This is a genomic window from Rhodococcus sp. GA1 (assembly GCF_024321955.1).
Lineage (GTDB): Bacteria > Actinomycetota > Actinomycetes > Mycobacteriales > Mycobacteriaceae > Rhodococcus > Rhodococcus pyridinivorans.
Map to the genome: position 1 here is coordinate 4001715 of NZ_CP097186.1, position 26587 is coordinate 4028301.

At 65.9% G+C, this 26587-nt stretch carries 23 protein-coding genes and 5 pseudogenes; 16 read left to right on the plus strand and 12 right to left on the minus strand.

Features of this window, described 5'->3' with window-relative positions; genetic code table 11:
- Positions 1 to 77: 77 nt before the first annotated feature.
- Both M3330_RS18680 and istA read right to left on the minus strand, forming a co-directional pair.
- Positions 78 to 836: an ATP-binding protein gene (locus M3330_RS18680; RefSeq protein ID WP_007633699.1), complete on the minus strand. Its 759-nt coding sequence runs from the start codon at positions 834 to 836 to the stop codon at positions 78 to 80.
- Positions 833 to 2488, minus strand: a complete 1656-nt coding sequence (gene istA / locus M3330_RS18685; RefSeq protein ID WP_247848311.1) for an IS21 family transposase — start codon at positions 2486 to 2488, stop codon at positions 833 to 835. Before istA ends, M3330_RS18680 begins: the two co-directional genes overlap by 4 nt.
- A 147-nt stretch (positions 2489 to 2635) precedes the next feature.
- Here istA and M3330_RS18690 point away from each other — a divergent pair, with 147 nt between their 5' ends.
- A complete protein-coding gene (locus M3330_RS18690; RefSeq protein ID WP_255025901.1) occupies positions 2636 to 3256 on the plus strand; it encodes an IS630 family transposase in 621 nt (206 codons plus the stop codon).
- A gap of 53 nt (positions 3257 to 3309) precedes the next feature.
- Here the strand turns inward: M3330_RS18690 and M3330_RS18695 are convergent, their stop codons facing one another.
- The 3 genes and pseudogenes from M3330_RS18695 to M3330_RS18705 all read right to left on the minus strand — a co-directional run bounded on the left by M3330_RS18695 (position 3310) and on the right by M3330_RS18705 (position 8926).
- The gene (locus tag M3330_RS18695; protein WP_039584847.1) at positions 3310 to 5499 is read right to left on the minus strand and encodes a YhgE/Pip domain-containing protein; all 2190 of its coding nucleotides are present in this window, start codon (positions 5497 to 5499) and stop codon (positions 3310 to 3312) included.
- Complete coding sequence (locus M3330_RS18700) at positions 5496 to 8072, minus strand: YhgE/Pip domain-containing protein (RefSeq protein WP_039584846.1); 2577 nt, start codon at positions 8070 to 8072, stop codon at positions 5496 to 5498. The genes M3330_RS18695 and M3330_RS18700 overlap by 4 nt, the downstream gene beginning before the upstream one ends.
- A gap of 214 nt (positions 8073 to 8286) precedes the next feature.
- Positions 8287 to 8926 (minus strand): annotated as a pseudogene (locus tag M3330_RS18705) (hypothetical protein).
- A 167-nt stretch (positions 8927 to 9093) separates the two neighbouring features.
- Between M3330_RS18705 and M3330_RS18710 the strand changes: the two are divergent.
- From M3330_RS18710 to M3330_RS18760, 12 genes and pseudogenes are all read left to right on the plus strand, one after another.
- Positions 9094 to 10377, plus strand: a pseudogene (locus M3330_RS18710) (amidohydrolase family protein).
- Between the two features lie 483 nt (positions 10378 to 10860).
- Positions 10861 to 11115, plus strand: a pseudogene (locus M3330_RS18715) (hypothetical protein); the annotation flags it as partial.
- A gap of 75 nt (positions 11116 to 11190) precedes the next feature.
- The gene (locus M3330_RS18720) at positions 11191 to 12570 is read left to right on the plus strand and encodes a glutamate decarboxylase (protein ID WP_064060921.1); all 1380 of its coding nucleotides are present in this window, start codon (positions 11191 to 11193) and stop codon (positions 12568 to 12570) included.
- Positions 12571 to 12663: 93 nt separating this feature from the next.
- Positions 12664 to 12732 (plus strand): annotated as a pseudogene (locus tag M3330_RS24520) (hypothetical protein); the annotation flags it as partial.
- Positions 12733 to 12781: 49 nt separating this feature from the next.
- Positions 12782 to 13021: pseudogene (locus tag M3330_RS24525) on the plus strand (hypothetical protein); the annotation flags it as partial.
- A gap of 151 nt (positions 13022 to 13172) precedes the next feature.
- Positions 13173 to 13433, plus strand: a complete 261-nt coding sequence (locus M3330_RS18730) for an IS3 family transposase (RefSeq protein WP_052227244.1) — start codon at positions 13173 to 13175, stop codon at positions 13431 to 13433.
- Between the two features lie 65 nt (positions 13434 to 13498).
- Positions 13499 to 13696, plus strand: a complete 198-nt coding sequence (locus tag M3330_RS18735; RefSeq protein ID WP_200358356.1) for a winged helix-turn-helix domain-containing protein — start codon at positions 13499 to 13501, stop codon at positions 13694 to 13696.
- The gene (locus tag M3330_RS18740) at positions 13697 to 14332 is read left to right on the plus strand and encodes an IS630 family transposase (RefSeq protein ID WP_255025907.1); all 636 of its coding nucleotides are present in this window, start codon (positions 13697 to 13699) and stop codon (positions 14330 to 14332) included.
- A 119-nt stretch (positions 14333 to 14451) separates the two neighbouring features.
- Positions 14452 to 15255 carry an exodeoxyribonuclease III gene (locus M3330_RS18745; RefSeq protein ID WP_019288552.1) on the plus strand — a complete coding sequence of 268 codons (804 nt, stop codon included), beginning with the start codon at positions 14452 to 14454 and terminating at the stop codon, positions 15253 to 15255.
- A gap of 75 nt (positions 15256 to 15330) precedes the next feature.
- Positions 15331 to 16371 (plus strand): tryptophan--tRNA ligase, encoded by a 1041-nt coding sequence (gene trpS, locus M3330_RS18750; protein ID WP_024101559.1) that lies wholly within the window; start codon positions 15331 to 15333, stop codon positions 16369 to 16371.
- A gap of 16 nt (positions 16372 to 16387) precedes the next feature.
- Positions 16388 to 17416: a YhjD/YihY/BrkB family envelope integrity protein gene (locus M3330_RS18755; protein WP_006550122.1), complete on the plus strand. Its 1029-nt coding sequence runs from the start codon at positions 16388 to 16390 to the stop codon at positions 17414 to 17416.
- 68 nt (positions 17417 to 17484) lie between these two features.
- A complete protein-coding gene (locus tag M3330_RS18760) occupies positions 17485 to 17886 on the plus strand; it encodes a LapA family protein (protein WP_255025908.1) in 402 nt (133 codons plus the stop codon).
- Here the strand turns inward: M3330_RS18760 and M3330_RS18765 are convergent, their stop codons facing one another.
- Genes M3330_RS18765 through sdhC form a run of 4 tightly spaced genes read right to left on the minus strand, consistent with a single transcriptional unit; the run spans position 17887 to position 21207 of the window.
- Positions 17887 to 18663, minus strand: coding sequence for a succinate dehydrogenase iron-sulfur subunit (locus M3330_RS18765; protein WP_006550125.1), 777 nt, complete (start codon positions 18661 to 18663; stop codon positions 17887 to 17889). It lies immediately after the preceding gene.
- Positions 18663 to 20414, minus strand: coding sequence for a succinate dehydrogenase flavoprotein subunit (sdhA, locus tag M3330_RS18770; protein WP_193902355.1), 1752 nt, complete (start codon positions 20412 to 20414; stop codon positions 18663 to 18665). Before sdhA ends, M3330_RS18765 begins: the two co-directional genes overlap by 1 nt.
- Positions 20415 to 20429: 15 nt before the next feature.
- Complete coding sequence (locus M3330_RS18775) at positions 20430 to 20870, minus strand: succinate dehydrogenase hydrophobic membrane anchor subunit (protein WP_006550127.1); 441 nt, start codon at positions 20868 to 20870, stop codon at positions 20430 to 20432.
- Position 20871: 1 nt separating this feature from the next.
- Positions 20872 to 21207, minus strand: coding sequence for a succinate dehydrogenase, cytochrome b556 subunit (sdhC, locus tag M3330_RS18780; protein ID WP_006550128.1), 336 nt, complete (start codon positions 21205 to 21207; stop codon positions 20872 to 20874).
- Positions 21208 to 21532: 325 nt separating this feature from the next.
- Here sdhC and M3330_RS18785 point away from each other — a divergent pair, with 325 nt between their 5' ends.
- From M3330_RS18785 to M3330_RS18795, 3 genes are read left to right on the plus strand one after another with little or no spacing between them, the layout of a single operon-like run.
- Entirely contained in the window at positions 21533 to 21952 is a 420-nt protein-coding gene (locus M3330_RS18785) for a cytidine deaminase (RefSeq protein ID WP_255025911.1), read from the plus strand.
- Positions 21945 to 23228: a thymidine phosphorylase gene (locus M3330_RS18790; protein WP_024101555.1), complete on the plus strand. Its 1284-nt coding sequence runs from the start codon at positions 21945 to 21947 to the stop codon at positions 23226 to 23228. The genes M3330_RS18785 and M3330_RS18790 overlap by 8 nt, the downstream gene beginning before the upstream one ends.
- A gap of 56 nt (positions 23229 to 23284) precedes the next feature.
- The gene (locus M3330_RS18795) at positions 23285 to 24370 is read left to right on the plus strand and encodes an adenosine deaminase (protein WP_006550131.1); all 1086 of its coding nucleotides are present in this window, start codon (positions 23285 to 23287) and stop codon (positions 24368 to 24370) included.
- A gap of 195 nt (positions 24371 to 24565) precedes the next feature.
- On the opposite strand, the gene M3330_RS18800 is transcribed toward M3330_RS18795, so the two are convergent.
- Genes M3330_RS18800 through M3330_RS18810 form a run of 3 tightly spaced genes read right to left on the minus strand, consistent with a single transcriptional unit; the run spans position 24566 to position 26544 of the window.
- Complete coding sequence (locus M3330_RS18800) at positions 24566 to 25804, minus strand: hypothetical protein (protein ID WP_006550132.1); 1239 nt, start codon at positions 25802 to 25804, stop codon at positions 24566 to 24568.
- Between the two features lie 60 nt (positions 25805 to 25864).
- Complete coding sequence (locus M3330_RS18805) at positions 25865 to 26233, minus strand: YbaB/EbfC family nucleoid-associated protein (protein WP_006550133.1); 369 nt, start codon at positions 26231 to 26233, stop codon at positions 25865 to 25867.
- Positions 26230 to 26544, minus strand: coding sequence for a hypothetical protein (locus M3330_RS18810; RefSeq protein WP_006550134.1), 315 nt, complete (start codon positions 26542 to 26544; stop codon positions 26230 to 26232). Before M3330_RS18810 ends, M3330_RS18805 begins: the two co-directional genes overlap by 4 nt.
- Positions 26545 to 26587: the final 43 nt, after the last annotated feature.

Genomic DNA, 26587 nt, shown 5'->3' on the forward strand with positions numbered 1-26587 from the left:
AAAGCGCGGTTCTGATGATCGGGTAGCGGTCGGACGGGTATCGGATAGCGGAGTTCACCCGTCCGACCGCTGGGCCGCTATGGCGTTGCCGTGGCGAGGTGTCGTCTCATGTTCGGGCCGTCGAGGGCGATGATCTCGGCGCCGGCGACGATCCGGTTGAGGATCGATTCGGCGATGACCGCGTCTTGGAGCGACTTGTACCAATCTGGCGGATCGAACTGCGAGGTCACCAGCGTCGAGCCCCGCCCCTCCCGAGCGGCAAGGATGTTGAGCAGCTCCGCCGCGGTGTGCGGGGCCACCGGCGTGGTCAGGAAATCGTCCAGCACTAGCAGGTCGCAGTTGTGCAGATCAGTGAGGAAGTCCAGCCTGCGCTGCGAGGTCGGCTCCAGCACGGCGAGCCGGTTGGCCAGGTCGTCGAGCCGGAAGAACCTCGCGGTGTAGTACTTTCGGCACGCGGCATTGAGAAGCGCCTGGGCGAGGTAGGTCTTGCCCACGCTGGATTGGCCGAGCACGACGAGATTGCGAGTGGCGTCGATCCATTGACAGCTGGAAAGTCGTGCGATTAGCTCGCGGTTGACGTTGCGGTCAGGCAGGTAGCGGATCTCTTCTACGCAGGCGTCAGGGTTTGGCGATCTGGAGGCCTTGAGTAGTTTCTGGGTCCGGCGTTCCTGCCTGGCCGTGATCTCTTTGTCCAGGGCGTGGAAGATCTTCTCCGAGAAGGTCCACTCGTCGCAGGCGGGATCGTTGGCCAGGTCAATGACGGTCTGGCCGAACGCGGTCATCCGCAGCTGCGTGAACAGCGGCATGTCGGCGTCGGTGAGATGACGATCAGTCACTGCAGCTCCTCCTGCCCCGCAGTGCCGCTGCTCGGGCCTCCGGTGAGGGCGGCGAGGCTGAACTGCTCGGGCCCGGCCAGATGCGCCCCGGTGGTATCTCGCCGACCCGGCGGCGGCTCCAGCCGGTCCGTCGTAGCCGCCACCGCCGGCTGCGTGGTGGTGGGCCGGGCGGCGGCCTGGGTCCTCAGGGCCGCCAGCTGCTGCTTGACGGCGGTGTAGCTGATCGCCCGGCGTGAGGTCTCGGAGACGAGTTGGCCACAGGCCCGCTCGAGCAGCATCTTGTTGTCCCCGCGGGCCAGGGCGAGGATGTTCTGGCACGAACGGTAGCCCTGAGCCTCGATCCGCTGGCGATCCAGGACCTCACTGATCGCAGCCACGGTGTGCGGTCCGATCTTGTGGGCCTGGCGCACGAAATACGCCCGCGACCACAGGTCCGATGACTGCAGATGCTGCGCGGGAACATGGTCGGGATCGGTGACGAAGGCGTGCCGCCTACCGGAGACGGTGTGGGAGGCGATGATCTCGCCGCCAGCCATGACCACCAGTGTGGGGCCGGTGATCTTCACGTCGACGTGCTGGCCGGTGAAGGTGTAGGGCACCGAGTACTTCACCGTGGCGATCTCCACGTGATAGTCCCGGTTGACCTTGGACTTCTTCCAGATGACCGGCTGCCAGCGGACCTCGGGCAGAGCGATCAGCTCCGACTGCTCGTGCTCGGTGAACAGCTCGCGGCGGCTGGTCTTCTGGCCGCGGAACGGGATCCGGTCGTTGATCGCCTCCACCTCGGCGGCGATCGCCTCGTTCAGATCGTCCAGGCTGGCGAAGCGCCGATCGGCCAGCCGTCCGATCACCCAGTTCGTCACCACCTTCACCCCGGCCTCGACGTTGCCCTTGTCCGTCGGGCGCACCGGCCGAGTGGGCACGGCGGCGGTGTGGTGGTACTCGAGGAAGTCACGGTATTCACGGTTGACCTCGCGGGCCCGGTCGCCGCGGGCGATCTGGTTCGATGCCGTCGAGGCGTTGTCCGGGACGATCACTTGCGCCGCGCCGCCGAAGTACTCGAAGGCCTGCAGGTGCGCGTCGAGCCAGTTCGCCATCTTCTCGTCCACGCAGCCGCACGCGAAGACCATCCCCGAGTACGGCAGCGACGCAACGAACACCGAGACCGTGGTCTTGGTACCGAGGACGGGGTCGAAGATCGCCATCTTTGTGCCCGCCCAGTCGACCTGCATCGTGTGCCCGGGCACGTGCGCGATCCGCATCGTCAGCTCGTTGACCTCGACGTACTCGCCGACGATCTGGCAGAACCGCTGATAGCTGTAGTGCCGCTGCCCCGGCGATCCGTCGCTGTCGAGGTAGTTGGCCCACAGCACCCGCAGCGGCAGCTTGTTCTTGCCCGTGCGCTTCTTCACGGTCGCCGCCACGTCGAAGGCGACGAACTCCTTCGACGGCGTCTTGCGCCCATCTGCGAACAAGACGTCGATCTCCTCGCCGCTGAGCGCCTCGACCTGGCTCGTGGCGGTCAACCCGTGCTCGTGGCAGACCTTCTTCGCCTTCGCGACAGTGCGATGCGAGCAACCCGCGATCGCCTCGATGTCCCGGTAGGACCTGTCCTGCAGCAGTAGCGACATCACCAATCGGTAATCAGTCACCCGTGCCTCCTGTTCGGATCCACGCGCAGCCTTGTTGCCACGCGTAGAACCGACACGAGCACACGAGGACCGGCACCGCTATCCGATGCTCATACTCGCGCTACCCGATCATCAGAACCCTGCTTTCCGAAGCACGTCCCTAACAGAGTGGCCGCGGATAAAAAAATAGCGCGGCGCCGAGGTGCATGGATCTGCTTCCAGGACGAAAGCGGCGTCTCGCTGCTCCCGGTGGTCCGCGCAACCTGGGCGCCGAAAGGCGACACACCCGTTCTGCATCACCGGTTCTCCTGGAAACGCCTGTCGATGGCCGGAGTCCTGGCCTATCGGCCCGACCGCAGTCGCAGTGCGTTTGTGTTCTCCATGACCGACGGTGCCTACAACACCGACAAACTCATCGAGTTCCTCACCGAACTGCGTGGCCACTTCGCCGGCGAGAAGCTCATCGTGCTCTGGGACGGACTGATGGCCCACCGGTCCCGGGCGATGACCGCGTGGCTGGCGACCCAGCGCGACTGGCTCCACGTCGAACGTCTCCCGGCGTATGCGCCCGAGCTCAATCCCATCGAACAAGTCTGGGGCAACATGAAATCCACCGAACTGGCCAACCTGTGCCCCGATACTCTCGACGAGGTTCGTGTGGCGACCGAGGCAGGGCTGACCCGGATCGGGTCGAGCTACGACCGTGTGTCACGGCTTCCTCGACCACACCAGGCTCTCGTTATGATCTACGCTCACTCAATTACCGAACCATCTTTAACCGTGCAGTAGCCATCTCTGATGAGGTGGCTGATCTCCTGAAGCAGTAGTCGGGTGCTGAGCGCTCACACGCTCAGGAGCTTGGTCCCCTCCAACGACGAATTCAGATCATCGTTGAAATTCTTCACCGCCAGGCGCAAGACCAAACCGATCAGCAGGACCGGCAGAGTGAACAGCAACAGGAAGCCTAGCGCCTTCCAGTAGTCGGCATCGTAAATTCCCGCGATAGCCGCGCGCACCGCTGTCGTGGCATGGGAGACCGGGACGAACGGGCTGATGTTCTGGAACCACTCCGGCAGGACCGCCAACGGATACGCACCCCCACCCGCGGAGATCTGCACGACCAGCAGGAGCACCCCTATTGCCTTACCCGCCTCGCCAAATGCAAGCACAAGCGTGTACGTGATGAGCGAGAAGACGAACGACATCACCCACCCGGCGAGGATCAACAGGAACGGGTGCGCCGGACGAACCCCGACGAAGCCGATGAGGCCCACGAAGAGGATCGTGCTCTGCAGAAGAGCCATCCCGCCGAAGATCGCGTAGTGGCCGAAATACTCCTGCCACGGCTTGAGCGGCTTATCGAGCGGTGGAAGCGACTCGCGCGAGACCTCGGTGCGGATGAGCACCGCGAGCAGCAGCGAACCCACCCAGAGCCCGAGGACCGTGTACAGCGGCGCCATCTGCGAACCGAAGTTGTCGACCTTGAACACCGGGATTTCCTTGAGGTTCACCGGAGAGGCGAGCTGGGAGGCGAACGTCGCCGGGTTCGAGCCGATGATCTCGGTCACCTTGCTGAGGTCACCGGTGTTCTCGGCACGCGCGAGGGCCGCCTCGAGATCGGCAAAGATATCCGAGGTCCCACGGAGATCGCTCGCGAGCAGCCGGACCGCGGTCTCCGCGTCGGAGAGGCCGGCACTCAGCGAACCCGCCCCGGCGGACAGCGACTGCTCCGCTGCTCGCAGATCCTGACCGATACCCGCGAAGTTCCCCTCCACTCTGGAGAGGTCGCCTGCGAGTCGGTCGAGCTTCGGCCGCAGGCTGTTGGTGTACTGGTCCCGCGCCCCGACGATCGCTGCCTGTACGGCATCCACGTCCCGCAGGATTGCGCTGCGCGCCGCGGCAACGTCACCCGTCGACTGGGGACCGGCCGCCGCCGCGTCGAGGCGCTGCTCGAGAGCCTCCTGACGGTCGACGATGCCAGCGACTCGATCGGCGAGAAGATTCACAGCGTCCCGGGTCACAGGGTCCAGACCTGCCGCCGATGCCTGGTCCCGCAACCGATCACGAAGCTGGGCGTACGACTCGGCCTGCTGCCCGACTATCCAGGAGGCCTGCGACAGCGTCGCCACGGACTGCGGCGACGGCGAGTTGCCCAAGATCCGGTCGACCTCGGCACGAAGAGCCTCGAAGCTTCCGGCGCTGGCGCTGAAGGCCTGCGAGAGTCGCTCGGACGTCGATGCGAGGACGTCCCGGGCGGAGGTGACGGCACCGGCACCCTGTCCGATCGCTCCGGAGGTGTCCCGCACGGCATCGGACGATGCGGTGGCGAGCGAACCGGCGCTGGAGAGCAGACTGTCGGCAGACGAGAGCACCACTGCGAAGATGTCGGCAGTGCCGGCTGCCGAATTCAGCTGGGTGGAGATCCCGCCCACCGAAGCCTGCAGCCGGTCCAGAGTCTGCTGCGTCTCGGAGCCCTCGAGATAGGTGGCCAATGACGACACCAGCGCCAGGCCGACCTCGTTGAGGGTCTTGGTAAAGCTGGTGTTGATCTGCGTCGATACCTCCGTCGCGGCCTCGCCGGTGATCAGCGAGGAGAGTGCGTTCTTCTTCTCGTTGACGTAGAGGTCGATCTCCACCGGCGAGGCGCCGGGGGCGATGAAGGTCAGCATCTTCTGGCTGAAGTCCTTCGGCAGCACGATCGCTGCGTAGTACTCCTCGGACTTGGTGCCCTCGATCGCTTCTTCCTCCGAGACGAACTGCCAGTCGATGTCGCTGTTGGCGCGCAGCTGCGAGACCACCTGGTCGCCCACGTTCACGCGCATCGGGAACAGGTCGCTCTCGAAACCCTCGTCGGCGCTGGCGACCGCGACCTCGAGGTTGTTGACGTTGTCGAACGGGTCCCAGCTCGACAACACGTTGAACCACGCGAAGAAGGAGGGGATCAGTATGACGCCGACGAGCACCACCGCCGCGACCACGTTGCTGGTGGCCTGACGGAAGTCATGACGGATCAGGGTGATGATGTTGTTCACGCGTTCTGTCCCTGCTTCTCAAGCTGGTCGAGTCGGGCGTCCGACCTGATCGCGATATCTTCCTGTGCCAGAGCTCGCTTCAACGCATCGTCTGGAAGATCGCTGACCTCTGCGCCGTACAGGACGTTCTGGTTGATGTACTCGACCACCACGATCGAACCCATAACGAGAAGGCACAGGAGCCCCCACAGCCCGAGGACTGTGGCCTTCTCATCGGGGAAGACGGACCCGATCACGAAGAGAACCACGGACCCGATCACGCCGGCGAACAGTGCGGCGCGCTGCGCGGCCTTGTGGTTGGTGTCCAGCCAACGACGCTTGCGGGCGTTGTCCTCCCGGAACTTGTCCCGATCGGTCAGGGCCTGCACCAACTGGGTGAGCCTGTGACGGGAGCCGAGGATCTGCACGTCCTCGCTCAGGAACAGACCGGTATCGGCCAACTTGCTGTTGAACAATCGAGCGAAGTTGCCCAGCCGCTGGCGGAGGAACAGCCCGAGGATGAAGGCCAGCGCGGCGAAGAGTACGAGTACGGCCATGCACCGGAGGTAGTGCAAGCCGTAAAAGCCGCCGATGGTCTCGCGCAGCGCGTCGATCCCGTACGTGAACGGGAAGAACGGGAACAACGCCCGGAAGAAGTCCGGCATCATCTCGATCGGATAGATTCCCGAGGCGCCGGGAATCTGCATGATCACCAGCAACACGGCTATGCCCTTACCGATGTAGCCGAAGGACACCGAGAGCGCATAGATGATGGACATGTAGACGAGGCCGATGAACACCGCCGTGGCGACGAACACGACGGGGTTGACCGTCTGGACGCCGATCACCACATTGCCGATGCTCACCAGCAGCGCCTGGATGACGTTCATCACCGCGAACAGCAGCCAGCGCCCGAAGTACGCCTGCCGCACCGTCAGGCCCTCGACATCCTCGTCGTCGACCTCGAGCTTGAACAGCACCATCAACACGAACCCGGCGATCCACAGCGACAGGTTGGTGAACAGGGGCGCCATCGACGAGCCGTAGGCCGGCACCGGGAACAGGTCGTTCTCGTGGACCACCACGGGCCCCGCCATGAATTCGGCGATCGTGTCCGGGTCGAGCGAGGTCAGTGTGCTCACCTGGTTGAGGAGGTCCGTGGCACTGATCGCACTGAGGTCGGTCTGCAGGGCGATGAGATCCGATTGCACGTCCGCGAGGTTCCCGTCCAGCGACGACACTGCGGTGCCGGTCTCATCCATGACCGATTCCAGTTCGGTGAGCATGCCAACGGCCTCGCCCACGAGCACACGCTGCGAATCGAGCGCCGAGGAGAACGCCCCGACGGTCGCGGACAGCGACGACATGGACTGGTTGAGCCCCGGGAAGGTCCCCGACAACACACTCTGCAGCGCGCCGGAGGAACGCTGGGCGGCGGCCATGGCCTCCGACGCGGCGGCCGTCTGATCGGCCACCGTGGACACACCAGCCTGCGCGGCCTCCAGGGTCGCCAGGAGCTCCTGATCGCGGACCGTCTGCGCTTCGAGCGCGCCGATCACCTGGTTCAGCTGGTTCTTGAGCGGCAGCCCGTCAGGGGTGGCGGCGACGAGAGGAAGCATGGTGGCGAGTAGCGCCTGATTTGCGGTGATCACCGCCTGCACATCACGCTGAGCTGTGCTGAGAGCCGACCGGGCCGCGTCGGCGCCGACCGCGACCTGCCCGACGCTCTCGTTGAGGCGGGTGGTGGCGCCCGTGAGGTTCGCCGTGCCGGAGACGTAGGCGCCGGTCAGGGTGTCGGAGAACTTGACCAGGTCGCCCTGGACCTCGTTGACGAGGCCCTGCGCGTCGGAGACCGCTGCGGTGACGTCCCCGATGGCCGCGTCCACCCGCTCCAGGGCTCGCCTGGCATCGGTGAGCGCCGCCGCCCCGGGCTCGAGCGTGCCGTTCAACTCGGTCAGGGTCGTGCGGGTGGCCTGGACCGTCGCGAGGGCCTGGTCCAACGCGGTCAGCGTCTGGCTGCGCGAATCGACCAGCCAGTCTCCCGCATCGACCCCGGCCTGCTCGGCTTCCTTGGCGATGGTCTGTGCGACGGTGGAGACGAAGTTCGAGTTGATCTGCGTGTCGAGCGTGGACGCACCGACCTCGGTGATCTTCGGGGCGATCGCGTTGGCCTTCTCGTTGGTGTAGTACTCGAGTTCCGGCCGGACGAAGTCGCCGGTGACGATGGTGAGGAGGTTCTTGCTGAAATCGGGGGGCATGACGATCGCGGCGTAGCTCTCGCCGGACCTGACCGATTCCATGGCCGCGTCCTCATCCATGAACTGCCAGCCGAGCTGGTCGTTCGACTTGAGCTGGGCCACCACCTGCTCGCCGACGTTCACTTCACCGGTCAGCTCGGTACTGGCTCCCTCGTCCTGGTTGACGACGGCGACCTTGATGTGGTCCGCGTTCCCATACGGATCCCAGAACGCGATGATGTTGACCCAGGCGTAGAGCGAGGGCAGCACCAGCAGTCCGATGATGATCGCCCACGACTTCGGAGCCCGACGGATACGCGTGAGGTCACGACGAAGCACCTTGTAGGCGTTGCGCATGCACTTTCCCCGCTTAGCTGTATGGGCATTCATGGATCGCACCGTGGATAAGGGACTTCCCCCACTTCAGTTGACTCGTGGGGTTGAGCGGTTCAGGCCGCGTGTGCGGCCTGATTGGTTGTCTCGAACGGGTACTTGCCGGGCACGTCTGCGGTCGCCTCGATGATCGCTCGGCGAACACTGTCGCGGCGGAAGCGGGATGGACACCGCGGAATCACGACACCGGGAGCGGCTCCGGCGCCGATTTCCTGCGACCGAGGAAGACTGCAGACGCCAGGAGGAAGCACACTGCGCCGACGAACGTGCCCACGTTGGCCAAGTTGGGGTCGAGCGAGGTCCCGTGGTGCAGGACGAATGCTCCGACTGCGGAGATGCCGAACGCGATCGAACCGAGGGTGTTGAGCCAGACGCTCTGCCAGTCCCTCGACTTCGGTGCCCAGTAGGTTCCGGCTCTGAACAGAATGAGTACGGCGAGGGCGCTTGAAACGAGGAAGGCGATGGAGCCTTCCGCGTTCGGATTCCAGACCAGGTGCATCTCCCCTTTCACGGTGTGGGCGTGGAGTGCGGAGCCGGTGCTGATGTTGAACAGGATCGTCCCGAGTAGCTGGACTGCGGCAGCCAGCCACAGCGCGCGGACCGCGGGACGGCCGGCGTCGACGACGGTGGCCGGTTGACTCAACGTTAGCTGTAGGAACGCGGCTGCGGTGAAGAACCAGGATCCCGCGAAGAAGAAGACGTTCGCGAGCATGACCCCCGAAGACAGCAGACAGATACGGCGCCGAACCGAGCGCGAAGAGGGCGGAGCCGATCACGAAGCCCCAGGACTGCATTCGCAGTGTCCGGTGAATCAACATGCGCCGCATGATAGTTAGAATCCCAGATACTTTCAGCACGACACTCGGTCCATTTGTCGACACGACAACCTCGTGTGATTCGACGAATCGCGCCCCTCGGGTCGACACGGAACGGGTTGCCCGCGCCGTGGCGAGCAGGACGGCTTCCTCGGTGTTACGGTCGGCCCATGCCACCCAAATCGGACGCTGGTACTCGTTTGCTGTTCCGTAGCGTTCGTGTATACGACGGCGTGTCGCCGTCACTCGTCACCGGTGACGTCCTGATCGACGGGGCGACCATCGCGGGGGTGTCCAGCTCCCCTGTCGGCGAAGATCCGAGCCGGGAAACCATCGTCATCGACGGTGGAAATCGTGTCCTGATGCCGGGCATGAGTGACGCCCACGTGCATCTGGTCGGAAATGCCAACTCCTACGTCGACATGGTGGCGGGAACCGAATCCCACATCGCACTCAACGGTCTCGCCGAAGCCAAGAACATGCTGCACCGCGGATTCACCGCGGTGCGCGACATGGCCGGCGACACCGGGAGTATCAAGTCGGTGATCGACCGCGGACTCTTCGAGGGACCTCGCATCTATCCGTCGCAGGCCGCGATCTCCTAGACCGGCGGGCACGGCGACTTCGGATTCGTCTACGAGTGTCCGACAGCGCTCGGCGGAAATCAAAGTCGCGCAGAGGAAATCGGGTTCATGCGGGTGGCTGACGGGCCGGATCGCGTCCTCGCCGCCGTCCGTGAGCAGCTCAAGAAGGGCGCATCCCAGATCAAGGTGATGGTCGGCGGTGGTGCCGCGTCCATGTACGACCCGCTCTACACCGTCCAGTTCACCGATCCCGAACTTCGTGCGGCTGTGCACGCCGCCACCGACTACGGAACCTACGTCGCCACGCACGTCTACAACGTCACGGGCATCCGCCGGGCGGTCGCGGCAGGGGTGAAGTCGATCGAGCATGGCCACCTCGCCGACGAGGAGACCATCGCCCTGCTGGCGGAGAAGGATGTCTGGCTGTCGATGCAGCTGTTCGCGTTGGGAGATCACCACTACCCGGATCCGAACCGAGCCGACAAGGACAAGGAGATCTGCTCGGGAACGGACAACGTATACGAGTGGGCGCGCAAGCACGGCGTCAAGACCGCATGGGGCACTGATCTCCTGCTCGAACCTCAGCTTGCGCACCGGCAGAGTGAGATGGCAGCACGCCTCGGCGATCACTACAGCAACGCCGACGCCCTCCGGATGCTCACCTCGGGCAACGCCGAATTGTTCCGGCTCGCCGGCGAGCGAGATCCGTACCGGCAGGCCCCGTTCGGGGTGATCGCCGAGGGCGCGTGGGCGGACGTCCTGCTGGTCGACGGCAATCCACTCGAAGATCTCAGCTTGCTGGCCGACCCCGCGAAACACCTCTCCGTCATCGTCAAGAACGGCAACGTGGTCAAGAACCTTCTCCAGTAGCGCACGTTAACAGACATCCGATTCCGGGTGACGTGGCCGGAATCGGTCAGTGCGTTGTACCCGAATCCGGAGGTCGAGTTGGTCGACATGCAGTCCGAGAGTTGGCAGCCACCGCCGCCAATCGTCACGAACACCGCAGGAACCCTGGTATCAGCCCGCAGCATCGAACTGCACGGGCCGTGGGGGCACGTGTTCGGCCCACTCGACCTCGACATCGACCTCGGCGGGGTCAGCGTCATCGCCGCCCAGGCCGGTGCAGTCCGAACCGCACTGCTGATGGCACTGTGCGGCCGGATGCGACTCAATGCCGGTTCGTTGACCGTCCTCGGCAACGACAAGCAGACGACGGTGTTCGCGCAGTCGTCGATCGCGTGCGTGAACGAACTCGAAGAAGTACGGCCGTCCGTCACCGTCCGCTACCTGGTCACAGAACAGCTGCGCTGGGGATTCCCCGTGGTACCGGATGGTGCCCCGGGTGAAGGAATCCGGGCCGGCGGCATCTATCCGGTGCCGACCACCGCGAAACCATTCCAGTGCATCCACCCGTTCGACCCGATGACCTACACGGTGAACGGGCTCCGGCAGCCCACCGTCGCCGGTCACGTCGACTCCAGGCTGCGGATCGCGATCGCGGTACTCACCGGCATCCTCCTCGTCACGCTCACGGCCAGCGCCGTGTCCGTGCGACGCAACCGCCGCTACACGATGGAACGCCTCTACCCCCCGATCGAGGTCTGATCCACCCCGAACCGGCCACCCCCCGCTCGACCCGTACACGCCAAGGATCGTCCGTTCGACCCGGTGGAGGAACAGATGTCAGAACGCAACTCGGCCCCCGCGGAGACTCTCGCCCCGGCATACACCGGACGGCTCGGGACCGACCCGGTCCCCGCGCTCCGCCTTCCGAAGTCCGAAACCGACCCCGAGGCGGCCTACCGGTTCATTCACGACGAGCTGATGCTCGACGGCAGTTCACGGCTGAACCTGGCCACGTTCGTCACCACCTGGATGGACCCGCAGGCCGATCGTCTGATGGCCGAGACCTTCGACAAGAACATGATCGACAAGGACGAGTACCCGGCCACCGCGGAGATCGAGACCCGCTGCGTGAACATGGTGGCCGACCTGTTCCACGCGGAGAACCTCACCGCCGATCCCGCGTCGGCAACCGGTGTGTCGACCGTGGGATCGTCCGAGGCGGTGATGCTCGCAGGTCTGGCCCTGAAGTGGCAGTGGCGGCAGAAGCGTCAGGAGGCGGGAGAGGACGCCACCCGTCCGAACCTCATCCTCGGCAGCAACGTACAGGTCGTGTGGGAGAAGTTCTGCCGCTACTTCGACGTCGAACCGAAGTACCTGCCCATGGAGAAGGGGCGCTACGTCATCACTCCGGAACAGGTCCGGGATGCAGTCGACGAGAACACCATCGGTGTCGTCGCGATCCTCGGCACCACCTTCACCGGGGAGCTCGAACCCGTCGCCGAGATCGCCGAGGCGCTGGACGAGATCGCCGCCGCAGGCGGGCCCGACGTCCCGGTGCACGTGGACGCGGCGAGTGGTGGCTTCGTGGTTCCGTTCCTGCACCCGGAACTGCAGTGGGACTTCCGGATTCCCCGTGTGGTGTCGATCAACGTCAGCGGCCACAAGTACGGCATGACCTACCCGGGCATCGGATTCGTCGTCTGGCGCTCGAAGGAGCACCTGCCCGAGGACCTGGTGTTCCGGGTCAACTACCTCGGCGGAGACATGCCGACGTTCACCCTCAACTTCTCGCGCCCCGGAAACCAGGTCGTCGGCCAGTACTACAACTTCATCCGACTCGGTGTCGCCGGCTACACCGCGATCATGGAGTCCCTGCGCGACACCGCACTGATGCTCTCCGAACGGATCTCCAAGATCGACAACATGCATGTCATCACCGACGGCACCGCCATTCCCGTTCTGTCTTTCGAAATCGTCGACGACCCGGGATTCACCGTCTTCGACGTCTCACACGAACTGCGCGCCCGCGGATTCCAGGTCCCGGCCTACACGATGCCCGCGGATGCCGAGGACGTCGCGGTTCTGCGGATCGTGCTGCGCGAAGGCTTCAGTCGCGACCTGGCAGCCAAGCTGGCGGACGCCCTCGACAGCGTGACCGGGGAGCTGCGAGGCAAGAACACCGATCGACCGGCGAAGACGCACTTCGCCCACTGACCGTCGTGGGGGAAGCCGCGGTCCCGGCTTCCCCACGACCGATCCCGACAGATTGCGAGACGCAACGTGAAACGCGCCGCCGGCGAACTCATCGTGATAGACGGCCTGCCGAATCTCCGCGACATCGGTGGATGGCCGGTCTCCGACGGCAGCCACGTTCGTCGGGGTGCCCTGTACCGCTCGGTCGAACTCAACCGCCTCAGCGACGTCGGTGTCGCCGCGTCGCTGCGCTCGGCGTGCACACCGTGTTCGACCTGCGCACGGAGATGGAGCGGGCGGCGCAGCCGGACCGACTTCCCGAGGGCACCGCTCACGTGGTGGTCGACGTGCTCGCCGACGCCCCGACGGACGGGCGGAACAGCTACTCGCCGAAAGTTACCGCGACATAGTCGGATCCGACAGCGCACTGGCCGCATACCGGCATCTGTACACCGCGCTCGCCGACCCCGAGGTACGGCCGGCGCTCATCCACTGCACGACGGGCAAGGACCGGACCGGTTGGGCGGCAGCGGCCCGTCAAGGTCGCCCCACGCACGTACCGGAACTGGAAAACCGCTCCGCCGTCGGAACGGACCGTCGCCGACGCGCATGTCACGAATGCATTGCTCGGCACCGTCGGCGCCGCGGAGGGGCTGTACGGGCGCCGCAAGATGACCGTGCACCTGCGCAACCAGGGCCACGAGGTCGGCAAGCACACGGTGGATCGGTTGATGCGCGACGAGGGCCTGTCCGGTGTGACTCGTGGGCGCCGGGATCGTACTACGATCCCCGGCGGCCGGAAGGCAGATCGGGCGCCTGACCTGGTCGATCGTGACTTCACCGCCGAGGTGCCGAACCGGAAGTGGGTCACCGACTTCACCTAGAGATATTTCGGTAATAGGGTGTGTCGTTGCACTTGATTCACACCGCGCTGCTTGATCATTGACGAATGGCAGGGAAGAAGACTGGTTCCGGCGAGGAGCCCAACTACCGGAAAGCAAAGCAACGTGGCGCTCGACGCGTGACCTACGGACCCACCCAGACCTGGACGATCCTGCGGACCCGGCTCGGCTGGAGCCGGCGGCGGCCCGCACGGCGCGCGGTCGAACGCGACGAGGACGCCATCGTCGCCTGGCGCGAGAGATGAGTGGCCGCGGATAAAAAAATAGCGCGGCGCCGAGGTGCATGGATCTGCTTCCAGGACGGAAGCGGCGTCTCGCTGCTCCCGGTGGTCCGCGCAACCTGGGCGCCGAAAGGCGACACACCCGTTCTGCATCACCGGTTCTCCTGGAAACGCCTGTCGATGGCCGGAGTCCTGGCCTATCGGCCCGACCGCAGTCGCAGTGCGTTTGTGTTCTCCATGACCGACGGTGCCTACAACACCGACAAACTCATCGAGTTCCTCACCGAACTGCGTGGCCACTTCGCCGGCGAGAAGCTCATCGTGCTCTGGGACGGACTGATGGCCCACCGGTCCCGGGCGATGACCGCGTGGCTGGCGACCCAGCGCGACTGGCTCCACGTCGAACGTCTCCCGGCGTATGCGCCCGAGCTCAATCCCATCGAACAAGTCTGGGGCAACATGAAATCCACCGAACTGGCCAACCTGTGCCCCGATACTCTCGACGAGGTTCGTGTGGCGACCGAGGCAGGGCTGACCCGGATCGGGTCGAGCTACGACCGTGTGTCACGGCTTCCTCGACCACACCAGGCTCTCGTTATGATCTACGCTCACTCAATTACCGAACCATCTTTAATACTCTCGGGACGTTCCGCTGAATGAGAGAAAATGGTGAATGTGTTCCGTCTTGTGGAACTCGCGGTCGTGGGGTGAGCCACTCTCACGGCAGGCTCCTTCCACGGTGGAGCAGTGGCATCGCCGGCGTGGGCTACGGTGACCCGGTGCCTCTCGTGATCACCACCGTGAACGTCAACGGCGTGCGCGCAGCCGCAGCCAAGGGTCTCGTCGACTGGCTCGCCTCGTCGGCCGCCGACATCGTGTGCCTGCAGGAGGTGCGGGCCACCGAGAAGCAGTTCCACGCCGCGATCGCCCCGGCGCTGGAGGCCGGATGGCACTGTGTCGGCGCAGAGTCCTCGGCCAAGGGCCGCGCCGGGGTGGCGATCCTCTCGCGTGTCCCGGCGGACGCCGTCCGCGTCGGATTCGACGTCGACGAGTTCGCCTCGGCCGGCCGCTACATCGAGGCCGACTTCGGCGACGTGACGGTGGGAAGCCTCTACCTGCCGACCGGTGAAGCACAGACGCCGAAGCAGGACGAGAAGGAACACTTCATGAAGAGCTTCGCGACCTACCTCGCCGAACGGTACGCCGCGGTGACGGCCGCAGGTCGCGACATGGTGGTGTGCGGCGACTGGAACATCGCCCCTACCGAGCGGGACATCAAGAACTGGAAGGGCAACGTCAAGAAGTCCGGCTTCCTGCCCGAGGAGCGCGCGTGGGTCGGCGACCTCCTCGAGACCGGCTGGCGCGACGTGGTGCGCGACCTCCACGGCGACGTCGCGGGCCCCTATTCGTGGTGGTCGTACCGCGGCAAGGCATTCGACACCGACGCAGGCTGGCGCATCGACTACCACCTCGTGACCCCGGGCCTGGCGGCCCGCGCGAGCGAGGCCCGCGTCGAACGCGCAGCGAGCTACGACCAGCGCTGGTCCGACCATGCACCGGTGACCGTGACCTTCGATCGCTGACCGCTTCTGCGGATCGGCGCAGAAGTGCCCACCTCGGTCGCAGCGCGGCGTGGCCTGCGTGGAATCATCGACGGCATGTCGAGCACTGCAGAACAGAACGCCACGAAGCCGAAGGCCCGCCCCCGTGTGCTGTCCGGCATCCAGCCCACCTCGGATTCGTTCCACCTCGGGAACTTCCTCGGGGCGCTGGCGCAGTGGGTTCCGGCGCAGGACGAGAACGACGCCTTCTACTTCATCCCCGACCTGCACGCGATCACCGTTCCGCACGAGCCGAAGCTGCTGCGCAAGCGAGTGCTCGTCTCCGTGGCGCAGTTGCTCGCCATCGGTATCGATCCGGAGAAGTCCGTGCTGTTCGTGCAGAGCCAGGTGCCCGAGCACGCCGAGCTCGCCTGGGTCCTGAGCTGCATCACCGGTTTCGGTGAGGCCAGCCGGATGACGCAGTTCAAGGACAAGTCGGCCAAGCAGGGCACCGAGCACGCCGGCGTCGGCCTGTTCACCTATCCGATCCTCATGGCCGCCGACATCCTGCTCTACCGCGCGAGCCACGTGCCGGTGGGGGAGGACCAGCGTCAGCACCTCGAACTCACGCGAGATCTCGCGCAGCGCTTCAACTCCCGCTTCGGCAAGACCTTCGTCGTCCCCGAGCCGACGATCGTGAAGGAGACCGCGAAGATCTACGATCTGCAGGATCCGACGTCGAAGATGAGCAAGTCCGCGACGACCGACGCGGGCCTGATCAATCTCCTCGACGATCCGAAGGTGTCGGCGAAGAAGATCCGCTCCGCGGTGACCGACAACGAGCGCGAGATCCGTTTCGACCGGGAGAACAAGCCCGGGGTGTCGAACCTGCTCACGATCCAGTCTGCGCTGTCGGGTCGCAGCGTCGACGAACTCGTCGCCGGCTACGAGGGCAAGGGTTACGGCGATCTGAAGGCCGACACCGCAGAGGTCCTCATCGAGTTCGTCACCCCGATCCGCACCAAGGTCGACGAGTACCTGGCCGACCCGGCCGAACTGAACCGCATTCTTGCGGGCGGCGCGGACCGCGCTCGCGAGGTCGCATCCCGCACCTTGGCGCAGGTCTATGACAAGGTGGGTTTCCTGCCGCGGACCTAGACGAAGGAGCACCCGGATGGCCGGTGAACCCGACGAGAAGCCGGGATTTCTCGAGCGTCAACGCGCGGCCCATCCCGTGCTCGACCGCATCCTCCGGGCCGGGGTTCGGTACCAGGAGAACAAGGGCGACTACTACGCGGCCGGTCTGACCTACTTCACGGTGCTGGCAATCGTCCCGATCATCATGGTCGTGTTCTCGCTGGCCGGTTTCGTGCTTGCCGGGCGACCCGAACTGCTCGACGAGATCCGGCAGGTCATCTCCGAGAACATTCCCGGTCAGCTCGGCGGCACCGTGCAGAGCTTGATCGACTCGGCGATCGAATCCCGCGGCGCGGTCGGCCTCATCGGCCTGCTCACCGCCTCGTATGCCGGTCTGGGCTGGATCACGAATCTTCGCGAAGCCCTCACCGCCATGTGGGAGCACCCGCGCGACAAGGGCAACTTCTTCGTAGTGAAGTTGCGCGACGGGGGCGCACTTCTCAGTCTCGGACTCGCGATGACCGTGTCGTTGGGGCTCTCGGCGCTGAGCAGCGGTCCGATCGCGCGCAGGATCGTCGAGCTGCTCAACATGGAGAATCTCGTCGGCATCGGCGTGGGTCTGCGAATTCTGGCTCTGGTGGCGGCCACTGCCGCCACCGGTCTGGTGTTCACCTGGGTGATCGCTCGCCTGCCCCGCGAACCCGTTCCGTTCCGCAGCGCGCTCGTCGCGGGTGCGATCGCCGGGATCGGTTTCGAACTGCTCAAGCAGACGGGTTCGATCTACCTCGAACGTGTGCTCAACGGCCCGGCGGGCGTCGCCTTCGGCCCGATCCTCGGCATCCTCGTGTTCGGTAACCTCACGGCCCGCCTGGTGCTCTTCTGCACCGCGTTCGCAGCGACGTCCCGAGCGAGCCTCGCACTCGCACACCATCCCGCACCCACGGGGGCGGTCATCACGCCTCGCCTCGAGGTGCACGAGGGTCTCGACGCGCGCCGCGGCGCCGCAATCCTCGGTGCGGGCCTGGTCGGTGGACTCCTCGCCGGGCTGCGCTTCCGGAGGAAATGAGCGAACTCCCGGGGTGAAAACTCGGTTCGGGGGTGCCGATCGTGCCGCGAACGGGCGACGATGGAGGCGTGGCAAAACAGTCGCGATCCGCCGCGCCCCAACGCGCGTTCCGGGTGACTCCGCGCAGAGCGCTCGCGGCCGTCCTGGTCCTGCTCGCTGCGCTGTTCGTTCTCCAGAACCGCAACAGTACGAGCATCGACCTCTTCTGGATCTCGCTGCAGGCACCGCTGTGGCTGGTGCTCGTCATCATCTTCGCGGTCGGGGTGGGTCGCGGGCTTCCTGTTCGCACGCGGACGCTGATCCGCATCGGTGCGGCCACCGGCAACGGAGCACAGGGGAGTGGGCACAGCGGAGTGGGCACAGGGGAGTGGGCACAGCGGAGTGGGCGCAGCGGAGTGGGCACAGCGGAGTGGGCACCGACGACAGCAGGCCCGTCCCCGAAGGGACGGACCTGCTGTCGTGCGAGGTGATCAGCGAGCGAACATGAGCGCGCGCTTGACCTCCTGGATCGCCTTCGTCACCTGGATGCCACGGGGGCACGCGTCGGTGCAGTTGAAGGTGGTGCGGCAGCGCCACACGCCTTCCTTGTCGTTGAGGATGTCCAGCCGCTCGGAGGCACCCTCGTCACGCGAATCGAAGATGAACCGGTGCGCGTTGACGATCGCGGCGGGGCCGAAGTAGCTGCCGTCGCTCCAGTACACCGGGCACGAGGTGGTGCAGCACGCGCACAGGATGCACTTGGTGGTGTCGTCGAACCGGGCACGGTCGGCCTGCGACTGGATACGCTCGCGGGTCGGCTCGTTGCCGGAGGCGATGAGGAACGGCTTCACGGCGCGGTAGGCGTCGAAGAAGGGTTCCATGTCGACGACGAGGTCCTTCTCGACCGGAAGGCCACGGATCGGCTCGATCGTGATCGTGACGTCCTTGCCGTTCTTGTCCAGCATGTCCTTCATGAGGATCTTGCAGGCGAGACGGTTGACGCCGTTGACACGCATCGCGTCCGAGCCGCACACGCCGTGGGCGCAGCTGCGACGGAAGGTGAGCGTGCCGTCGAGGTAACCCTTGACGTAGCCCAACAGGTTGAGCAGACGGTCGGACGGCAGCGCCGGCACCTGGAACGAATCCCAGTGCTGACCCTTGTCGTCCTCCGGGTTGAACCGGGCGATCTTGAGGGTGACCATCGTCGCGCCCTCGGGCACGGGTGGCAGTGTCGACGCGCCCGTGTCGGTCTTCTCGATGGTTGTCATCAGTACTTACGCTCCATGGGCTCGTACCGGGTCTGGACCACCGGCTTGTAGTCCAGGCGAATGTCGGAGATCAGTTCCTCGCCCACCTTGTACGCCATGGTGTGCTTGAGGTAGTTCTCGTCGTCGCGCTTCGGGTAGTCCTCGCGGGCGTGTCCGCCACGCGATTCCTTGCGGTTCAGCGCGCCGACGACGGTGACCTCGGCCATCTCGAGGAGGAAGCCGAGCTCCAGCGCCTCGAGCAGGTCGCTGTTGTAGCGCTTGCCCTTGTCGTGGACCGTGATCTCCTTGTAGCGCTTCTTCAGCTCGTGGATGTCGTTGAGCGCCTGCGTCAACGTCTCCTCGGTGCGGAACACCGACGCGTTGTTGTCCATCGTCTGCTGCAGCTCGGTGCGGATGTCGGCCACCCGCTCCTTGCCGCCCTGGTGCAGGATCAGATCGAGCCAGTCGTCGACGTACTTCGTCGGCTGCTCGGGCATCTCGACGTGCTTCGTGCTGTTGGCGTACTCCGCGGCGGCGATGCCGGCGCGACGACCGAAGACGTTGATGTCGAGCAGCGAGTTGGTGCCGAGACGGTTGGCGCCGTGGACGGACACGCACGCGCACTCGCCGGCCGCGTACAGGCCGGGCACGACGTTCTCGTTGTCGCGGAGGACCTCGCCGTCGACGTTGGTCGGGATACCGCCCATGACGTAGTGGCAGGTCGGGAACACGGGCACGAGCTCGGTGACGGGGTCGACACCGAGGTAGGTGCGGGAGAACTCGGTGATGTCGGGGAGCTTCTCCTCGAGGACGTCCTCGCCGAGGTGGGTCACGTCGATGTAGACGTAATCCTTGTTCGGTCCGGCGCCGCGACCCTCGAGCACCTCGAGCACCATCGAGCGGGCGACGATGTCGCGGGGCGCGAGGTCCTTGATGGTGGGGGCGTAGCGCTCCATGAACCGCTCGCCGTCGGCGTTGCGGAGGATGCCGCCCTCACCGCGCACGGCCTCCGAGATGAGGATGCCGAGACCGGCCAGGCCCGTGGGATGGAACTGGTGGAACTCCATGTCCTCGAGCGGGAGGCCCTTGCGGAAGATGATGCCGAGGCCGTCACCGGTGAGGGTGTGGGCGTTCGACGTCGTCTTGTACATACGGCCCGAGCCGCCCGTCGCGAAGACGATGGCCTTGGCGTGGAAGACGTGGATCTCGCCGGTCGCGAGCTCGTACGCGATGACACCCGTCGCGACGGGACCGTTCTCGGTTTCGGTGAGGGTGATGTCGAGTGCGTAGAACTCGTTGAAGAACTCGACGTCGTGCTTGACGCAGTTCTGGTACAGCGTCTGCAGAATCATGTGGCCGGTGCGGTCGGCGGCGTAGCACGCGCGACGGACCGGGGCCTTACCGTGGTCGCGGGTGTGACCACCGAAGCGACGCTGGTCGATCTTGCCCTCGGGCGTCCGGTTGAACGGAAGACCCATCTTCTCGAGGTCGAGAACGGCGTCGATGGCCTCCTTGGCCATGATCTCCGCAGCGTCCTGGTCGACCAGGTAGTCGCCACCCTTGACGGTGTCGAAGGTGTGCCACTCCCAGTTGTCCTCTTCGACGTTCGCGAGGGCGGCGCACATGCCACCCTGAGCGGCGCCGGTGTGGCTGCGGGTGGGGTAGAGCTTCGTGAGCACTGCGGTGCGCGCACGCGGGCCGGCTTCGATGGCCGCACGCATGCCGGCGCCGCCGGCGCCGACGATGACTACGTCGTAACGATGTTCCTGCATGAAGGTTCGGCTCCCCTAGCTCGCCGTGATGTTCGGGTCGAAGGTGAAGATCACGTAGGTGCCCAGGCCCATGATCAGGATCATCGACACGACGAGGATCGTGTTGAGCCAGAACCGGGTGGAGTCCTTACGTGCGTAGTCCGCGATGACGGTGCGCAGACCGTTACCGCCGTGGAGCTGTGCGAGCCACAGCATCGACAGGTCCCAGAACTGCCAGAACGGGCTGGACCAGCGGCCTGCGACGAACGCGAAGTTGATGCGGTGCACGCCGTCATCGAGCATCAGCATGATGAAGAGGTGACCGAGGACCAGGATGATCAGGGCCAGGCCGGACAGGCGCATGAACAACCAGGCGTAGAGCTCGAAGTTGTTCTTCGCGGCACGCCGCGGCGTGCGCGGGTTGTCGAGGCCTGCGGGCCGGTCGTATTCCTTACCCAGAGTCTTCGCTTCGGTCATGTCAGTGCCCCGCAAACGTGTTGAAGAGGATGCGAACGGCCGCGGGGATCATCACCACGAACCAGATCGCGAGGATCGTCCAGAGCATCACGCGCTGGTACTTCGGGCCCTTCGACCAGAAGTCCACGAGCATGACCCGCAGGCCGTTGAGTGCGTGGTACAGGACCATCGCGACCAGGCCGAGCTCCATGAGGCCGACGATCGGGTTCTTGTACGTATCGATCACCGCGTCGTAGGTCTCGGGGTTGACCCGGACGAGTGCGGTGTCGAGGACGTGGACGAAAAGGAAGAAGAATGTCGCCACGCCCGTGATCCGGTGCAATACCCAGGACCACATGCCGGGGTCTCCCCGGTAAAGCGACCGTGTGCGCCCCGCCTTTGCGGGGGCGGCTTCAGTCGTGCTGCTCATCGAGTGCTGTGCCTCCAACGTCAATGGTGGACGCGTCGAGCTGCTCCTACCTGTGGGGGATTCCGCAGTACGGGCCCGACGTGAACCTGAACCGACTTGGATCGACTCTAGACCCATCCCAAACTCGGGAACCAATCTCCTGCGCCATTCGTACAGGCCCCAAAAGCGAAGTTAGGTTTGCCTTTCCAACTGTGATCTGGCGCAGTGGGGGTCGTTTACCGTCGTCCACGCCACCGTGACAGGATGGGGAACCATGCCGGACATCGACTGGAAAATGTTGCGCGCCAAAGCACATGAGGTGATGGGTCGAGCCTACGCCCCCTACTCCGGGTTCCCGGTGGGGGCTGCCGGCCTCACCGTCGACGGTCGGATGGTCTTCGGGTGCAATGTGGAAAATGTCTCACACGGACTGGGACTGTGTGCCGAATGTGTACTCGTCGGTAACTTGTTCGCCCAGGGTGGAGGGCGTCTGCGGGCCGTCGCCGTCTGCGACTCCCGAGGCCACGTCCTGACCCCGTGCGGCCGGTGCCGGCAGGTGCTCCTCGAACACGGCGGTCCCGATCTCGAGGTCGACGCCCAGGGTGGCCCGCGTCGCCTCTGCGAGCTCCTCCCCGACGCGTTCGGCCCCGACGATCTGGCGGCCGTGCGGGAGAACGAGGACCGCCGTGCCTGACATCGTCACCGTCATCCGCCGCAAGCGCGACGGACACGAGCTCTCCGGCGCCGAGATCGACTGGGTCATCGAGGCGTTCACCCACGAGATCGTCTCCGACGCCCAGATGTCGGCCCTGGCGATGGCAGTCTGGTTCCGCGGCATGAGTCGGGTCGAGACGGCACGCTGGACCACCGCCATGATCGACTCCGGTCGTCGTCTCGACTTCTCCGCTCTCGGCCTGCGCACCGTCGACAAACACTCGACAGGCGGTGTGGGGGACAAGATCACACTGCCGCTCGCACCGCTCGTCGCGGCCTGCGGCGTCGCGGTCCCGCAATTGTCGGGCCGCGGTCTCGGTCACACCGGCGGCACCCTGGACAAGCTCGAGGCGATCCCCGGCTGGAAGGCCGATCTGACCACCGCGGAGATCGCCGAGATTCTCAGCGACCCGGCCGTCGGTGCGGTCGTGTGCGCGGCGAGTGCCGATCTCGCCCCCGCCGACCGCAAGCTCTACGCGCTGCGCGACGTCACCGGGACCGTCGAGTCGATCCCGCTCATCGCCAGCTCGATCATGAGCAAGAAGATCGCCGAGGGCACCGGAGCCCTCGTCCTCGATGTGAAGGTCGGCAGCGGCGCCTTCATGAAGGAACTCGGCGAGGCCCGCGAGCTGGCGCGCACCATGGTCGAACTCGGCACCGACGAAGGGCTGCCCACGACGGCCCTGCTCACCCGCATGGACAGCCCGCTCGGGCGCACGGCGGGCAACGCGCTCGAGGTCCGGGAGGCCGTCGAGGTGCTCGCCGGCGGCGGACCCGACGACGTCGTCGAGCTGACCCTGGCCCTGGCCCGCGAGATGCTCGCCGCCGCCGGTGTCGACGATGTCGATCCCGCCGACCGACTGCGCGACGGCACCGCAATGGACCGGTGGAACGCGATGATCGCCGCCCAGGGCGGCGACCCCGCGGCGCCGTTGCCGGTCGCGACCCACACCGAGACCTTCCACGCCGACGCGGACGGGGTGGTCTCCGAACTCGACGCGTACAAGGTCGGTATCGCCGCCTGGCGGCTCGGAGCCGGTCGCGAACGGCAGGGTCAGGACGTGCAGCCCGGGGCCGGTATCGAACTGCACGCGGTCCTCGGTGATCGCGTCCGCGCGGGGCAGCCGATCGCGACGCTGCACACCGACACTCCGGGACGTATCCCCGACGCGCTCGCCGCCCTCCGCGGCGGTGTCCGAATCTCCGACACGGCCCCCGTTCGGCAGCCGCTCGTGATCGAACGGATCCGGGCGTAGGGGCTCGGTGGCCGGAGACCGAGCGGAACCGGCCGCCGCCGACTACCGTCCCGATCATGAACGGCCGTCTGACTCCCGAACTCGTTCGCACCGCACCCAAAGTGGTCCTACACGATCACCTGGACGGCGGACTCCGTCCCCGGACGGTCCTCGAACTCGCGGACGCGTGCGGGTGGTCGTTGCCCGCGGACACCGAAGCGGATCTCGCCCGCTGGTTCCGCGAATCCGCCGACAGTGGGTCGCTCGAGCGCTATCTCGAGACCTTCGAGCACACCGTCGCCGTGATGCAGACGGCAGAAGGACTCGAACGCGTCGCACGCGAGTGCGTCCTCGACCTCGCCGACGACGGCGTGGTGTACGCCGAGGTGCGGTTTGCGCCCGAGCAGCACCTGGAGAAGGGACTGTCTCTGGACGAGGTCGTCGAGCGCGTCCTCGAAGGCTTCCGAGCCGGGGAATCGGAGGTGGCCGCCGGTGGTCGTCGCATCCGGGTGCGCTGCCTGCTCACTGCGATGCGGCACGCTGCACGCTCGTTGGAGATCGCCGAACTCGCCGTGCGCTTCCGGGACCGCGGCGTGGCGGGATTCGACATCGCCGGCGCCGAAGCGGGCAACCCGCCCAGCCGTCATCTCGACGCCTTCGAGTACACCCGCGCGGCCAACGCGCACTTCACGATCCACGCCGGTGAGGCGTTCGGGCTCCCGTCCATCCACGAAGCGGTCGCCTTCTGCGGCACCGACAGACTCGGCCACGGTGTGCGCATCGTCGACGACATCGAAGTGCACGACGACGGAACCGCCACTCTGGGCCGGCTCGCGAACTACATCCGCGACAAGCGCATCCCCCTCGAACTGTGCCCGTCGTCGAACGTGCAGACCGGCGCGGTGCGCACGCTCGCCGAGCATCCCTTCGACCTGCTGGCCCGCCTGCGCTTCCGCGTCACCGTCAACACCGACAACCGGTTGATGAGCGACACCACGATGACGCAGGAGATGGTGCGGCTCGTCGAGACCTTCGACTACAGCTGGGTCGACCTCGAACGGTTCACGATCAACGCGATGAAGTCGGCCTTCCTCCCGTTCGACCAGCGACTGGAACTGATCGACGACGTCATCAAGCCTGGATACGCCGTCCTCGTCGGGTAGAGACCGCGACCCGCAGATACCTCTATGGGTGCGCGGGGCGGGAAATGGTCATCGGAGCGCGTTACAACGCGCTCTTGTGACCACTTCGCGCGCCGGAGTGCCCAAGTGGAGCTGCCGTCAGTGCCTACCCGACGCGACCCGCGTCAGTGCCGACCCGACGCGACCCGCGTCAGTGCCGACCCGACGCGACGCGCGTCAGTGCCGACGCAGTCGCGCTTCGAACTCGCGCTCGAGCTCGCGCCAGGCGAGGGATTCGGTGTCGAACGGCGGCTTGGGTGCCGTGCGTCCCGAGTCGGGTTCGATCACGTGGTTGACGAACCAGCCGAGTTCCGTGGACGCGGCGAGCGCGGCCTCCGTCGAGTCATCGTCCGCGAAGTTCGCTGCGTCGACGAACAACTCGACCGCGAGTTCGAGCTGGTCGGGGTCGACGGCCGCAACACCCTGAGCGATGTCGTCGGCGATCCCGGTGAGCACATAGACGTTGTCGTCGGTGACCGTCACGTCGAGCGATCCGTCGACGGCGGCGAGCTGGATCTCCGTGTACGGCTCGAGCGTCGCGAGGTCGTGGTCGTGGTTGTCGGCGAGGTGGCGGGCCAGCGCGCGCTCGGACGGGAAGACGTCGATCGTGCCGTCGTGGCCGAGGAAGACGGCGTCGTCGTTCACGTAGCACCGCAGCGAGTACCAGGTGCCGTCGGTCGTGATGATCCGGATGGGATCGATGCCGACCCGGGCCCAGAACTCGTAGCCGTCGTCCTCGTCATCGGTGTCGATGAACTCGTACTCGTCGTCGGCGTCGACGTCCTCGACCGTGTCGTCGGCCTCGACCTCGTTCTCGTCGACCGCGACGAGCTCGGATTCGATCTCGGCGACCACGGCAGCATCGACGTCGGGAGTGGAGATCACGGCGTCGAGCGCGTCGATCACGCCGTCCCAATCCTGCGCGACCGCGGTCCCGACGCGATTCCACAGGTCGAGGCCCTCGCGCGTGCGGAAGGCCGAGACGCCGTGCTGCAACAGGAGGTCGATCTCCTCGCGTTCGAAGAACTTCGTCACGACGTCGAGATCGCAGACGTCGCCGAGGATGCTCACGATGTCGAAGGTGTCCTGCAGCTCGGACACCGACACGGGATCCGGATCGTCGGCCACGAGTTCGGGGACGCCGACGAGGTCGTAGGTGTGCGGTTCGTCGGGTTCGAACTCCGAGGCCGCAAGCTTGGACACGATCGGCCACGCCTCGTGCTCGACGAGGTCGTTGTCGGCACCCGAACGCACGAACGCGACGAGCTCGGGGACCGACGGGAAGGCGTACAGATCGTCGCCGTGGCCGAGGAATGCCTCCCACTCGTCGTCGCCTTCGCGCCAGCGCGGCGCCCAGAGCGTCACGAGGTTGCCGTCGGTGAGACCGAGCTCGATCGGGACGATGTCTCCAGCCATGGCGCGAAGCCTAGCCATGTCGGCGCCGAGAATATAGCCGGGGGCGGCTCGCTATCGGTTTCATCGCGTTACCGGACGGTCGCCGACGGTGACCGGGTGGTGACCGACGGCGACCGGACCGGCGTCGCTCGCGTCGAGGGCCGCGCGGAGCTCGTCCATCGCGGAGACGCGCGCGGCAGCGGCCTGCCGTGCGGCGTCGTGCACGGTCGCGAGAATCACCGCGGCCAGTTCGCGGGGGTCGGTGCCGCCGATCGGCTCGGCCAGCTCGAGTCCTTCGAGCGCTCCCGAACCGTCCACACGGGCGGTCACGCGTCCGTCGGGACTGCTCGCGGTGCCCCGGACCGCGCCGAGCCTCTCCACCGTGCGTTCGAGCGCATCGAGCCGGACGTGGGCTCGGTCGACGATCGCCTCCACCATCGGTTCGCTCATCGAACGAGACTTCCACGACGATCGGTCGGTCCGTCCGCCAGGTCGGCGCGGGACGGCAGCCGCATCCGGTCGAGGATCTCGCGGGGGACACCTTCGGCGGCGAGGCGTTCGCCGCGGACCACCGCGGCCTCGAGAGCGGCCTGCCGGTTCAGGGCGAGGATCTGATCGGCCAGTTGCCGTGCTCCGTAACGCAACTCGCGGGGGTCGATGCGAAGGTCCACGGGTAGTCCACCGTCCGTCGTGCGCACCGAGATCGTCCCGGCCCGGTTGTGGGCGGTGGCCGTGATCGGTTCCGTCGTCGTGCTGTCCATATCGGGTTGGACGCAGCGCGAGCCCGGCCGGTTCCCTCCCGGT

Excerpts from the sequence above, each read along its gene's own strand:
- M3330_RS18785 (WP_255025911.1), top strand. The coding sequence starts at position 21,533 with ATGCCGGACATCGACTGGAAAATGTTGCGCGCCAAAGCACATGAGGTG.
- sdhC (WP_006550128.1), bottom strand. The coding sequence starts at position 21,207 with ATGTGGTCCTGGGTATTGCACCGGATCACGGGCGTGGCGACATTCTTC.
- sdhA (WP_193902355.1), bottom strand. The coding sequence starts at position 20,414 with ATGCAGGAACATCGTTACGACGTAGTCATCGTCGGCGCCGGCGGCGCC.
- M3330_RS18805 (WP_006550133.1), bottom strand. The coding sequence starts at position 26,233 with ATGAGCGAACCGATGGTGGAGGCGATCGTCGACCGAGCCCACGTCCGG.
- M3330_RS18810 (WP_006550134.1), bottom strand. The coding sequence starts at position 26,544 with ATGGACAGCACGACGACGGAACCGATCACGGCCACCGCCCACAACCGG.
- M3330_RS18720 (WP_064060921.1), top strand. The coding sequence starts at position 11,191 with ATGTCAGAACGCAACTCGGCCCCCGCGGAGACTCTCGCCCCGGCATAC.
- trpS (WP_024101559.1), top strand. The coding sequence starts at position 15,331 with ATGTCGAGCACTGCAGAACAGAACGCCACGAAGCCGAAGGCCCGCCCC.
- M3330_RS18755 (WP_006550122.1), top strand. The coding sequence starts at position 16,388 with ATGGCCGGTGAACCCGACGAGAAGCCGGGATTTCTCGAGCGTCAACGC.
- M3330_RS18765 (WP_006550125.1), bottom strand. The coding sequence starts at position 18,663 with ATGACAACCATCGAGAAGACCGACACGGGCGCGTCGACACTGCCACCC.
- M3330_RS18795 (WP_006550131.1), top strand. The coding sequence starts at position 23,285 with ATGAACGGCCGTCTGACTCCCGAACTCGTTCGCACCGCACCCAAAGTG.
- M3330_RS18735 (WP_200358356.1), top strand. The coding sequence starts at position 13,499 with ATGGCAGGGAAGAAGACTGGTTCCGGCGAGGAGCCCAACTACCGGAAA.
- M3330_RS18775 (WP_006550127.1), bottom strand. The coding sequence starts at position 20,870 with ATGACCGAAGCGAAGACTCTGGGTAAGGAATACGACCGGCCCGCAGGC.
- M3330_RS18700 (WP_039584846.1), bottom strand. The coding sequence starts at position 8,072 with ATGCGCAACGCCTACAAGGTGCTTCGTCGTGACCTCACGCGTATCCGT.
- M3330_RS18800 (WP_006550132.1), bottom strand. The coding sequence starts at position 25,804 with ATGGCTGGAGACATCGTCCCGATCGAGCTCGGTCTCACCGACGGCAAC.